The sequence below is a fragment of the Candidatus Woesearchaeota archaeon genome (genome assembly GCA_020854775.1).
Taxonomy (GTDB): Archaea; Nanobdellota; Nanobdellia; order Woesearchaeales; family 21-14-0-10-32-9; genus 21-14-0-10-32-9.
This window is the reverse complement of sequence record JAHKLZ010000019.1, coordinates 18,927-32,084: the sequence shown is the minus strand read 5'-3', so window position 1 is coordinate 32,084 and position 13,158 is coordinate 18,927. Positions and strand designations below refer to the sequence as shown.

Below are 13,158 nucleotides of genomic sequence, written 5' to 3'. Positions count from 1 at the left end.
TCAAGTTTTTTTGTTTATAAATTTACCGTTTAAAAATTCAACTAAATATTCGAAAAAGAAGTAAAAATTAACGAGAATGTTTATAATAACAAAAAAGAATAGAACAAAGTAATGAACGACAATGACAACAATATTGTTAACAACATCGTGACCATTCTTAAAAAAAACAAGAACGGATTAACAATAACAGAGTTATCTGAACACATGAAGAAAAACAGATTCATAACCAGATTAAACTTGGCTAAACTAGAAGGCGCGAGAAAAGTAAACATGAGAAAAGTAGGCATGGCAAAAATATACACCTTAAAAAAATAACAAAGAAGAATTAACTCAACAAAAAAATTAGAACCGAAACAAAAAATGAACATGCAAAAAAATAATAAGGTAATATTAACAACGCTTATAATAATATTAACTATGAGTCTAATTACTACATTAAGCGCAGCTTATTCTATAAACGAAGAAAACGGAACTATTTTTTGTCTTGAAGCAAACATAGGAGAAACAAGAATAATCAACGATATTACTTACACCGTTGTTGATAATACTATGTTAAGAGCCATGGATGTTAATTCTGATAATTATACCACTATTTGTACTAGTCACGTTACTGATATGAGTTATTTATTTGAAGGAGCTTCTTTTAATCAAGACATCAGTAAATGGGACACAAGCAGCGTCACCAATATGAGCTGGATGTTCGCTGAAGGCAGTGGTTTTAATCAAGACATCAGTAAATGGGACACAAGCAGCGTCACCGACATGCACAGCATGTTTGGAGGCACACATTTTAATCAAGACATCAGTAAATGGGACACAAGCAGCGTCACCGACATGAGCTGGATGTTTACTTATGCCTCATATTTTAATCAAGACATCAGTAAATGGGACACAAGCAGCGTCACCGACATGCACAGCATGTTTGATGGTGCTGATAATTTTAATCAAGACATTAGTGATTGGTGTGCTACGAACATAATAAGCAAACCTACTAATTTTGATTTGAATAGTGGTTTTGAAAATCAAAATCAATTACAACCTCAATGGGGCACTTGTTCTTTCGTATTCGAGGATACACACGTGAAAATTAAGATTAATGATAGGTTAAACAACACAATAGAAGAAACAGATTTCTTAGTTGGAACTACTTGGGTATATGGAAATACTGCCAAATTTGAAAATCAATCTGCAAAAATAAATTTCACGAACGTTATTGAACCTAATAATTATGTTATTTATAGAAACGGAGAACTATGTGATGTAGATAAGTGTGAAAATATTACTTATGGTTCTGATCATATTAGTTTCGATGTTCTTGGATGGTCTAATTATAGTTACGCAGAAGAACCCATCATATATGGTTGCACAGATATTAATGCAGATAATTATGATCCTAGTGCTAATGAAGATGATGAAACTTGTATTTATTCTTTAAACATAACATACAAAACTGTTAATGCTACTTACTACGAAAATTACACAGTCAAGCGAGAGAATGGAACTATACAAATAAACGTGACAGGAGGAATAAAACCTTACACTTTATATGATGAAGAAAACCAAGAAATAATAATTTTTAATGACACAACAACAATCCATAATTTAACTCCTAAGAATTATATCTGGGTGATAAATGACACAATGAATTTAACACAACAAATAACATTTGAAATAACAGAAGAACAAACAATAGTAGGTTGTATATATTCAAACGCGATTAATTACAAAGAAAACGCGACAGAACCAGGAAGTTGTGATTATTACGAAACGTGGATACAAGAATCAAATCTTCCTGGAAATTATAGCGAAGGCGCAAGCATGTTACTATTAACAGAAGCAAACAACAAATTATACTTAATGGGAGGTTTCACAACAACTTCTCCAAACGCGAATAATAATTGGGTATATGACTTAGAAACAAAGATTTGGAGCCAAAGAAGTAACATGTTAGAACCTGCAAGCGGATCAGGAATAGCACATTACGATAACAAAATATACATAGGACCTTCAGTAAGCTCATCAATCATGCAAATATATGATATAGAAAATGATTCTTGGACTTATGGAAAAAACGCACCAAATGACATATTTGATTATGGAATGGTAGCAATAAATGGAAAAATATATTTGATAGGGGGGGAAGTGTAGATTTAGGATATGAAACAACAAACAACACACACATATACGACATAGAAACTGATTCTTGGAGTAAAGGCGCAGACTTACCCATATCAAGAGAAGGATACTACGGAGTAGCAGGAGCAGTAATCGGAGAAAATAATAGCATATACATAGTAGGAGGTGTTAATTACAACGAAGGTGATGGATTACCCGAATCAACATTATTCATATACAACATAGAAAATAATTCTTGGAAACAAGGTCCTGACATGCCACGAGGCTTAGCGTATCACGGAGTAACAAGCGCGAATAACAACGTATTCACACTAGGAGGCTGGGATGAAGACTGGGAAATCGTTAATTATGTATTCAAATACAATATTAACAAAGATTCCTGGACAATAAACAGCATACTACCTCAACGCATGGGTGAAGTAAGCGTAACTTCTGTTAATGGAACAATTTATTTAGCAGGAGGAACACTTCCTGATACAACTACTAGAAATAATAAAGTATACAAATACATCATTAATGAAGAAATTGAAGAAACCATTTGTTTAACTGATTGGCAATGTACTTCTTGGAGCTCATGCGAAGGAGGATTAAAAACAAGAAGTTGTGAAAAAAAAGAACCAAGCTGTGAAGCCGGACCAAGACCTTCAGAAGCAGAATCTTGCACAATAACACCTACGAGTAGCGGATCAGCCGTATCAGTTTCAAGAGGAATAAACAGACAAATTGAAGAAACTCAAATCATTGAAGAAGAAATCATTGAAGAAACAAACAAAACAAACGAAACAGAAATAAAACCAGTATTGTTTGATATATACTTAGAATCAGTAAATAAATTAGTAAAACAAGGTAAAAACTTAGATTTAATACTTGGATTAATAAACCTAGGATTACCAGGACAAGTAGAAGCAAGAGTTGAATACACAATAAAAAATTCTCAGAACTACATCATTTATGAAGAAAAAGAATCATTAATGATAGAAACCCAAAGCGAATTCTTAAAAAGCATAAACACAGAACACTTAGAACCAGGAACTTACACAGTTTTTGTTAACTTAGAATATGAAGGACAAACAGAACCCGCACAAGCAAAAATAGAATTCGTCGTAGAACAAGATAATAAATTAATAAATAATAAAACAAGAACTATACTACTAAATATATTCTTAGCACTTACAATAACCATTACCTTAATATTACTAAATTTCTTTAGATACATAAATTTACCACAAAAAAAGCCGTAGTAAAAAAATGAAAAAAACCAAAAAAAACCTGAATGAAGATGAGAAACTAAAAAGTTATGAATTAACAGATAAAACGCTAAACAAAATATTCGAAATAATACCTCTGGGTTTGTGGTACGCAGACGAAAAAGGAAAACTAATAAAAGGAAATCCTGCAGGCATAAAAATATGGGGAGCCGAACCAAAAGTTCCACCATCAGAATACGGAGTTTTCAAAGCAAGACATCACCCCACAGGAAAAGAAATAAAACCAAAAGAATGGGCATTATACAAAACAATAACACAAAAAAAAACAATCACAAACGAATTAATAGAAATAGACGCGTTCGATGGTAAAACTAAAATAATATCAAATTACACAGCACCAATAATGAATAAAAAAAAATTATTAGGCGCGATAGTAGTAAATCAAGACATAACAGAACAAGAAAAAACAAAACAAGAACTTGAGAAAACAAAACAATTCTACGAAGAAACAATTTCCACACTAAAAGAAGGAATATGGGTAACAAATAAAGAAGACAAAATAATTTTTTTTAGCGAAGGAATGGAAAAAATAAGCGATGTAACAACAACAAAAGCAATAGGACTACATATAATAAAAGATTTTCCTGAAAAAACAACAAAAGAATTCTTACCCTACTACAAAAAAGCAAAAAAAACACTAAAACCACAATACTATGAAGCGCTTGTTATAACCCCAAAAAAAGAAACTTACCAAACAGGATGGCTAATACCAAAAACAAAAAACAAAAAATATGACGGAATGATATGCACAATAATAGATGAAACAGAAAAACACAAAACACAAGAACAACTAAAAAAAAGCGAAGAAGAAAAGAAAAAACAAATAGAACTACAAAAAACAGCTATTAACATAACTTCTAAGTACGTAAAAACAACACTAAAAGATTTTGATAAAACAATAAACACAACATTAACAAATCTAGGAAAAAGCCTAAACATGGACAGAAGCTACATTTTCAGATTCAACAAAGACATGACTTATATGACAAATACTCACGAATGGTACAATAAACAAACAAAACCACAAATAAACAAATTACAAAATATAAAAACAAGCACCATGCCCTGGTGGCTCAAAAAAATAAAAACAAAACAACCAACAAACATAAAAGATGTTGACAAATTACCTCTGCAAGCAAGAAAAGAAAAAAAAATATTCAAAAAACAACAAATAAAATCATTAATATGCGTTCCAATAATAAACAAATATGAAGAAATATACGGATTCCTAGGACTAGACTCAGTTAATAAAAAACATGAATTCACAAAAGAACAAATATTCATACTGAAACTAATAACTGAGTTCTTATCTAATTTAATAGAGAAAAAAATAACAGAAGAATCATTAGAAGCAAGCGAAAAAAAATTCGAAAACATTTTTAACAATTCCCCTGAAGGAATAATTCTCATAAATGGAAAAGGAAAAATCCTAGAATTAAACAACAGACTAATAAAATGGTTAAAATACGAAGAAAATGAATTAAAAGAAAAAAACATATTCTTAACAAAAATACTGAATTTAAAAAACAAAAAAACATTTTACAAATTCTTAAGAAAAACTTGTTTAGAAACAGAAGCAGAAAAACAACAACTAGAATTCATAACAAAAAATAAAACTACATTTCTTTCAGAAATAAGTTGCGGAATACTAGAAAAAAATCCAAAGAAGTGGAAAGGAATAATATTCGTAAAGAATCTTGAACAAGATAAAAAAATAAAAAAAGACATGATTTATTTACAAAGAAAATTCTTGAGCATGGTAGAAAAAGCTTCAGAAAGCATAGTTATAACTAAAGTGAATGGAAGCATAGAATACGTAAATCCTTATTTCGAAAAAATTACAGGATACGCCCTTAAAGAAGTGCTAGGAAAAAATCCTAAAATACTCAAATCAGGCAAACAATCAAAAGAATTCTACGAAGAAATGTGGCGAACAATATCTGAAGGAAAAATATGGCAAGGAGAAATAACTAATAAAAGAAAAAACGGAGAAGAATACATTGAAAGGGTAACAATAACTCCTTTATTCGATGAAGAAAAAAACATAATAAATTACATAGCTATGAAATACGACATCACCAACTTAAAAGAATACGAATACGAACTAAAAAAACACATAAAAGAATTAGAAGATTTTAAAGACGCTACTGTTGACAGAGAATTAAAAATGATAGAACTAGAAAAAGAAAACAAAGAACTAAAAAAACAATTAAAAAAATAAAAATGATGAAACAAAAAACTCAAAAAAGATTGTTATCACTAAGCATAATCTTCTTAATAATATTAATACCTATAATCTTAATAGAAGAACAAAGTTCTAACAAAATATCTGCTTCGACTTTCAAAATACAAGAAGAACAAGAACTAGAAATAGAAGATTTACAAGAACTCGAATTAAAACTTAAAGCCAAAACCATAGCTTATGAAATAAATGAATACTTAAAAAATAATCCTGAAACAATAAAGGAATTACAAGAAAACGAAGTATTTCAAAGCATAGCCGTACAACAAGTAGGAGAAACAGGATACACAACTATGCTAGATGCCGAAACAGGACAAATATATTTTCACCCCCAAAAAAATCTCATAAACAAAAACTTATCTGTATTAAAAGAAGATCTCCCAGATATATGGGCTTTGTTTCAAGAAGTACTAGGAACATGTAAAGACGTTTACGGATTCTATAAGTGGTACGAAGAAGACAATAAATTAACAAATAAATTTTTGTACATGACTTGCATACAACAACAAACCAAAGACGGAAAAAAATTGTTAATAGTTGTAACAAATTATGTTGATGAAGAAACAGGAACAAAATACGTTGAACACTACTCAATAAATGATTTTTCTAATAGAATAAAAAATGTGTTAGAACAAAAAGTAGACGAAGTAACAAAACAAATAGAAATGTACTTAGAAACTAATACTAAAACGTTAGAAGAACTAAAAAAAGATGAAAAATTCAGAGAAATAGCCGTACAAAAAACAATAGGTGAAGGATACACAGTACTCTACGATTACGACACAATGATAAACATTTTTCACCATAACCCTGAATATGAAGGAATAGATTATAATGTATTAAAAGAAACATCTCCTGGATTCTGGGAAATAGCCAAACATACAATAAGCGGAAAACGAGACGCTAAAGGATACTATGAATGGATAGAACCAAACGGAGAAAAACGTTCAAAGTACATGTATAATAAAATCATACAAACAAAAACAGTTGACGACGCAGGATTAGCAGTCTCAGTAACAATATACTTAGATGAAGAACAAGAAACACATAAACAAAAAATAATAAAATCAGCAACAGAATATGATTATCCCCCTTTCTCAGTTATTAATGAAGATGGCTCAATCACAGGATTTTCTGTGGAACTGCTAAAAGCAACCATGAATTCTTTAGGATTAGAAGTAAGTTTCTACGCAGGACCATGGAACGAAATAAAACAAGATTTAGCAGAAGGAAAAATACAAGTACTACCCCTAGTAGGAAGAACACCTGAAAGAGAACAAATATATGACTTCACAGTACCCTACATCACGTTGTACGGAGCAGTATTCACAAGAACAAATCAAAAAATCAACAATTTAGAAGACCTAAAAAACAAAGAAGTACTAGTCATGTGCAAAGACAACGCAGAAGAATACGCAAAAAGAGAAAAAATATCAAATAAAATAACGTGCACAGAAACATTCGCAGAAGCATTCCAATTACTAAACCAAGGAAAACACGACGCAATCATAATACAAGAATTAGTAGGACAACAACTATTAAAAGAACTAGAAATAGAAAACATAGAAAAAGCATTCACACTCTATGATTTCAGACAAGACTTTACATTCGCAGTACAAAAAGGAAACAGAGAACTACTATTCTTACTAAATGAAGGACTATCAAAAATAATATCTGACGGAACATACCAAACAATAAAAAAGGAATGGATACCTACTACAGAAACAAAAGAACAAAAAACAAAGTTCATAAGCATAACATACCAAGACATAATATACATATTAATATTAATAATAGTCATATTCTCACAATACATATTCCTAACATCGAAACCAATAAAAAAAGACAAAGAATACACAAAAAAATATTTAACATATTACATCACATCATTCATTTTATTTATATTCTTACTAATGGAAATATTTTATTCACCCACTTTTTTAATAAAACCCTTATTTTTAGCAAGACTATTACATGTATTAAGCTTAACACTCTTACTAACACTAATATTCTTATTATTCAAAGTACTGAGAATAGCAATAAACAAATATTTTAAGAAAGCGCTGTACTTAATACACGTAACAGCAATCACCATAATACTTTTCTCAAACAAATACATATCAGACGTAATAGTGCATAAACACAACATACAAGAAATAACAGGCACACTTTACCCGCTATTAATAATAGTCCTAACAACATATATTTCAACAATGATTTACCTAATGCTAAAACAAAGAATAAAAATAACCAAACAAGAAAAAAACATGTTAATAAATTTACTAACAATCATAATAACAATCATAATAATAAACGGAACAATCTACTCATTTAACTTAATAGACTTCCCCTTATTAATATTCTCCTTAATAATACTAAATTACAGCTTATGGTTAATCTTAATATCCTTAAAAATAATGATGTTTAAACAAAAATCAACAATAATCATAGGAGTACTATTTTTCTTAATAATATCTGTTCTATTCATATACAGCTCTTGGCAATCAACAGAGAACATAAAAGATTTAACCATAGAAAACAAAATAGAATTCAACAACATATTACTAGAAAAAAACGTTAAAATAATAAAACAACAACTAGAATACTTAATAATTGATCTAGAAGTAGTATCAGCAATAATAACTAATGAAGAACCCGGTTCTGAACAAACACAAAACATATTATATTTTTCTCATCAAAGAAATAAAGAAATAAGCTACGCATCTTATAGAATAAATAAAACAGGACACATAGTTAACATGTATCCTTTAGATAAAGGATCAATAGGAGCAGATATAAGTTATCAAGAGCACATGAAAGAAATAAAAAACACGTTAGAACCTGTGCTAAGCGATTCTTTTGAAGCAGTAGAAGGATTCCAAGGAATAACTCTACACGCACCTGTAATAAGAAATGGAGAATATGATGGAACAATTGCTTATTTAATAAACCTAGATAAAATATCAGAATTATTCCTTGAAGGCACAGAAAAATTATACGAAGAATTATACTTAGTAGATTCAAACAACGTAATTATTTATTCAAATCAAAAAGAAGAAATAGGAAAAAACATACAAGACATATTAGTATATAAACAAACTTATGAACAACTACAAAACTCCTTAGATAATGTAAAAACAGAAGAATCAATAACAATAATAAAAGAATTTAACATAAAAAATAAAGATTGGAAATTCATAAATATAGAACACAAAGAGACAACACTAAACGACATAAATAAATACATGAATTTTCAAAAAATATTCGCAATAATAAGCATATTACTCATATTAATACTAGGAATAATACTTAATATTTTTTTAACAAGACACCTAAGAAAAGAAATAATTGAAAACACAAAAGAATTAAGTAATAAAGTAGAAAAGGAAGAAAAAACAAAGAAAGCAATACTACACATATTAACCGATTTCAAAAAATTAAACAAAGACCTAGAAAACGCGAACGAAGAACTAAAAGAATTAGATAAATCAAAAACAGAATTTTTAAACATAGTATCACACGAATTAAAAACTCCTCTGACAGCGATGAATGCACACCTAGAAGTAATAAGTGATTATAACTCAAGCTTAAACGAACAAGAACTAAAAAGCTTAGACGCAATAAAAAGAAACAGTGACCAACTAAAAATATTAATTAACAATTTATTAGAAATATCAAGGATGGAATCAGGAAAATTCGAATTAACAACCTCCCCTATTTTATTGAAAGAACTAATAATCAATACAACCAAAGAACTAGAAATACTAGTAAAACAAAAAGACCTAAAATTAAAACTAGAACTAGGATACGAAGGAATAATAGACGTGGACGACACAAGATTAAACCAAATTCTAAACAATTTGTTAACAAACGCCGTAAAATTCACAGAAAAAGGAACAATAACCATAAGAACAAAGAAACAAGATAAAAACGTAGAAATAAGCGTGGAAGACACAGGCATAGGCATACCCAAAGACAAAATAAATAATTTATTCCAGAAATTCTACCAAGTAGATGCGTCAATATCAAGACGATACGGAGGAACAGGACTGGGCTTAGCAATAACCAAAAAAATAATAGAAGCGCACGGAGGAACAATAAGAGTTGAAAGCACATATGGAAAAGGAACAAAATTTATCTTTACATTACCAATAAAAACAACCATAAAAAAAACAGAAACCACAAAAGAGAACTTGCCTGATCCATTTGAGAAATTCGACGACAGAATAAAAAAAATGATCAAAAAAAACAAAAAAAACACCTAAAGGAGGTACAAAAAAATGAAAAAAATATTGTACGTAGAAGACAACCAAGACACTGCTGAAGCAGTAAAAATAATCCTGACAAAAGCAGGATTCGACGTGACGACGAAACCCACAGGACAAGAAGGACTAACAGAAGCCAAAAAACACAATTTTGACTGCATATTACTAGATATAATGTTACCAGACATGTCAGGATGGGACATCTTTGAACACTTAAAAAAATCAAAAATAAAAGCAAAATATGCATTCTTAAGCGCTATACCCGTATCCGTAGAACGAAAAAATGATTTAATGAAATCAGGCGTTTCAGAATACATAACTAAACCGTTCACAAAAACAGACTTGATAAACAGAGTCAATAAGATGCTAGCATGAAAAAACAAAAAAACAAAATATATAAACCGTATAGGACAAAGAAATTAAGATGACCTCTGAACTAATAATCCTGCCCGTAGAAAAAATACAAACAGAGACAAATAAGCAAATAAAACAACGAAAAAACGAATACGGCTTATACGTTTCTTTGAATAAACCACACGAATCATTAGAATCATCGCTAAAAAAAGAAAATATAAACACACAAAGATTATTCTTCATAGACTGCGTATCAACAGAACAAACACAAGACAAAATAGTGATACACCCAACAGAAACAGAAACACTAAGCACAGCAATAAACTATTTTCTAAAAAACATACCTGGAAAAAAATACTTAATAATAGATACATTATCAACCTTACTAATTTACAATAACGAAAACAAAGTAGCAAGACTAATAAAAGAAATAACCGAACAAAACACCAAAGACACAGAAATCATTGCGTTAAGTCCAAAAACAAAAGGAGAAGAACTCCTAAACAAAATATTCAACTTTTTCGACGAAGTAAAAAAATGAAAAAAAAACAAAACAATACTAATAATCCTGATGACCTTGCTACTAAGCATAACAGTGCACGCACAAGAATACGTATCTTCAAACATAGACTTAACAATACCAGAAAATTACAAAAAAATAAACACGGGAGAAGAACTCCTAACAAGTATAAAATTATTAAACCTGGCAAGCACAGGAAGAATAGATGTCATACTACAATTCCAAATAACGAATCCATCAAATGAAATAATATATACTAAACAAGAAACTGTAGCAATAGAAACACAAGCAAACTTCGTAAGAACCTTCAAAATACCCAAAGACAGCGAACCCGGAAAATACGTATTGCACGCAAAAATGATTTTACCAAACGAAAGAGAAGTAACAACAAAAGAATCATTCCACGTAGAAAACAAAAAACAAAAGATAACACAAATAATAGCAATAACCACCACCCTATTAATATTAACAATTTTATTAATAATAAATTCTAAGAAACACTTAAAAAATTATAAATTAAAAAGAAGAATAAAAAGAATAATAAAAAACAAAATAACGCAAAACAAAGAAAAATAATACATTCATAATGCAATACATAAACAAAAAAATTAATAATATTGATAAATAATAAATAAGTTCTAAGTAACAATGATAGAAATAGACGGATCACACGCAGAAGGAGGAGGAAGCATACTCCGAATGAGCCTCGCACTAAGCATACACACAAAACAACCCTTCAGAATCACTAATATAAGACGACAAAGAAAGAAACCAGGACTAAACAGTCAAGGACTAACCTCAGTTATTCTAGCAAAAGAAATATGCAACGCGAAAGTCGTAGGTCTAAAAAGAGGCGCGTACGAATTAGAATTTTACCCAGGAGAAATAAGTTCAAAAAACGTGAACGTAGACATAGGAAGCGCAGGCTCAATATTCTTAGTTATACAATCAATATTCTTACCATGCATATTATCAGGAAAAAAATTTTCTTTTAACATAAAAGGAGGAACCGACGTAGCATGGAGCCCAGGATATGATTACTTCAAAGAAGTATTCTTGCCATTCTTCGAGAATCAAGGAAGATTCGAATGCAAATTACTAAAAAGAGGGTATTACCCAAAAGGAAGAGGGGAAATAACACTGAAAATAGAAGGATTCAAAAACCTCAAATTAGACCCCTTAATACTTGATAAGCCAGGAAGATTAATAACAATAAAAGGAGCGAGCAACGCATCAAAAGACTTAGAAGAACTAAACTTCGCAGACGAAGAAGCAAACAACGTAATATCACAACTAACAGATTTTAAAGTTCCAATAAACATAACGAGAACATACGCAGAAGCAGAAAGTACGGGTTCAGGCCTTTTATTATATGGAATATTTGAACAAGAAGAAGGAAAAATATTCAGAACAGGAACATACAGAGTATCTCCTAAAATGAAAGAAACAATGAGTGAAGAAGTAGTAAGCGAATTCAAAAAACTGATTGAACAAGACATACCAATAGACGAGTTCTTCGCTGATCAAGTAATACCTTTCTTAGCAATAACAAAAGGAAGAATAAAAACGATACCTATAGACAAACATTTATCAAGACACTTAGAATCAAACATATACGTAGCAGAAAAATTTCTAAATAAAAAAATAACAACAACAAAAGAAGGATACATAACTTGCAACTAAGACCTTTCTTTAATAAAAAAATACAAATCCTTAATATCTTTCCTAAACGCTTCGTTCTCAGAAGGAGCAAGCTTCATCTTAACGAATTGCTTTCTTAACTCATTATACAACAACATAGATTCTTTCATCAAGCCAAGAGTTGCTAATTCTTTACAAGCCTCAATTTTCTCATTCAACAAAACAACTTGAGAATGACCCTGAACAACTTTTTTCTTCTTAACAAATTTATTATTCTTTCTTTTATGAACTAATTTCTTAACATTTTCAAGAACTTTCCTACTATCAGAAATATCATCAACCTTATTAACAGGCTTCTTAACAGTTTTTTTAACAGACTTAACAACACGCTTCTCAACCTTCTTCTCAGATTTCTTAACAGACTTCTTAACAACTTTTTTAACAACACCCTTATTAGCAGTATTCTTACTTAGAACCTTTAAAAAATCAACAGGAGAAAAACACTTATCCAACTTATTCGCTAACTCTTTTTTATGAAAAACATGTCTAACCCAACTAGCATAATCATTCCTACCAGACAAAACATGATGCTCAAAATTCTCAACATTAGACCCACCAATATTCCTTTTTATTTCATCTTCCAAATCCTTCAAACTAGAAAGAACCATTCCATTCAACAAATAAAAATTCTTATCATCAGACCCAGACAAAAAAAAACACCCCCCAAAAAAA

Annotated in this window: 10 protein-coding genes and 1 pseudogene; 10 read left to right on the top strand and 1 reads right to left on the bottom strand. The window is 30.0% G+C overall.

Translation table 11 applies throughout. The features are described 5' to 3' along the window. Positions 1-111: 111 nt before the first annotated feature. The 10 genes and pseudogenes from KO361_04190 (at position 112) to rtcA (ending at position 12,468) form a co-directional block, all read left to right on the top strand. A complete protein-coding gene (locus tag KO361_04190) occupies positions 112-315 on the top strand; it encodes a hypothetical protein (GenBank protein ID MCC7574764.1) in 204 nt (67 codons plus the stop codon). 45 nt (positions 316-360) lie between these two features. After that, on the top strand, positions 361-2,148 hold the full coding sequence (locus tag KO361_04185) for a BspA family leucine-rich repeat surface protein (GenBank protein MCC7574763.1): 1,788 nt from the start codon (positions 361-363) through the stop codon (positions 2,146-2,148). Beyond that, positions 2,124-2,402 (top strand): annotated as a pseudogene (locus tag KO361_04180) (hypothetical protein). The gene KO361_04185 and the pseudogene KO361_04180 overlap by 25 nt, the downstream one beginning before the upstream one ends. Further along, positions 2,391-3,377 carry a hypothetical protein gene (locus KO361_04175; GenBank protein MCC7574762.1) on the top strand — a complete coding sequence of 329 codons (987 nt, stop codon included), beginning with the start codon at positions 2,391-2,393 and terminating at the stop codon, positions 3,375-3,377. The pseudogene KO361_04180 and the gene KO361_04175 overlap by 12 nt, the downstream one beginning before the upstream one ends. Positions 3,378-3,384: 7 nt before the next feature. Next, complete coding sequence (locus KO361_04170) at positions 3,385-5,625, top strand: PAS domain S-box protein (GenBank protein MCC7574761.1); 2,241 nt, start codon at positions 3,385-3,387, stop codon at positions 5,623-5,625. A 5-nt stretch (positions 5,626-5,630) separates the two neighbouring features. Beyond that, entirely contained in the window at positions 5,631-9,911 is a 4,281-nt protein-coding gene (locus KO361_04165) for a transporter substrate-binding domain-containing protein (protein ID MCC7574760.1), read from the top strand. A gap of 15 nt (positions 9,912-9,926) precedes the next feature. Next, complete coding sequence (locus KO361_04160; protein ID MCC7574759.1) at positions 9,927-10,286, top strand: response regulator transcription factor; 360 nt, start codon at positions 9,927-9,929, stop codon at positions 10,284-10,286. A 49-nt stretch (positions 10,287-10,335) separates the two neighbouring features. Continuing rightward, positions 10,336-10,806, top strand: a complete 471-nt coding sequence (locus KO361_04155; protein MCC7574758.1) for a hypothetical protein — start codon at positions 10,336-10,338, stop codon at positions 10,804-10,806. 30 nt (positions 10,807-10,836) lie between these two features. After that, complete coding sequence (locus tag KO361_04150; protein MCC7574757.1) at positions 10,837-11,361, top strand: hypothetical protein; 525 nt, start codon at positions 10,837-10,839, stop codon at positions 11,359-11,361. 72 nt (positions 11,362-11,433) lie between these two features. Beyond that, a complete protein-coding gene (rtcA, locus tag KO361_04145) occupies positions 11,434-12,468 on the top strand; it encodes an RNA 3'-phosphate cyclase (protein MCC7574756.1) in 1,035 nt (344 codons plus the stop codon). On the opposite strand, the gene KO361_04140 is transcribed toward rtcA, so the two are convergent. Beyond that, positions 12,465-13,136, bottom strand: a complete 672-nt coding sequence (locus KO361_04140; protein ID MCC7574755.1) for a hypothetical protein — start codon at positions 13,134-13,136, stop codon at positions 12,465-12,467. The genes rtcA and KO361_04140 overlap by 4 nt on opposite strands. Between the last annotated feature and the right edge of the window lie 22 nt (positions 13,137-13,158).

Bases quoted from the DNA above. Each gene is read 5' to 3' on its own strand.
- KO361_04190 (MCC7574764.1), top strand. From the start codon at position 112: ATGAACGACAATGACAACAATATTGTTAACAACATCGTGACCATTCTT.
- KO361_04155 (MCC7574758.1), top strand. From the start codon at position 10,336: ATGACCTCTGAACTAATAATCCTGCCCGTAGAAAAAATACAAACAGAG.
- KO361_04150 (MCC7574757.1), top strand. From the start codon at position 10,837: ATGACCTTGCTACTAAGCATAACAGTGCACGCACAAGAATACGTATCT.
- KO361_04160 (MCC7574759.1), top strand. From the start codon at position 9,927: ATGAAAAAAATATTGTACGTAGAAGACAACCAAGACACTGCTGAAGCA.
- KO361_04165 (MCC7574760.1), top strand. From the start codon at position 5,631: ATGAAACAAAAAACTCAAAAAAGATTGTTATCACTAAGCATAATCTTC.
- KO361_04170 (MCC7574761.1), top strand. From the start codon at position 3,385: ATGAAAAAAACCAAAAAAAACCTGAATGAAGATGAGAAACTAAAAAGT.
- rtcA (MCC7574756.1), top strand. From the start codon at position 11,434: ATGATAGAAATAGACGGATCACACGCAGAAGGAGGAGGAAGCATACTC.
- KO361_04175 (MCC7574762.1), top strand. From the start codon at position 2,391: ATGCCACGAGGCTTAGCGTATCACGGAGTAACAAGCGCGAATAACAAC.
- KO361_04185 (MCC7574763.1), top strand. From the start codon at position 361: ATGAACATGCAAAAAAATAATAAGGTAATATTAACAACGCTTATAATA.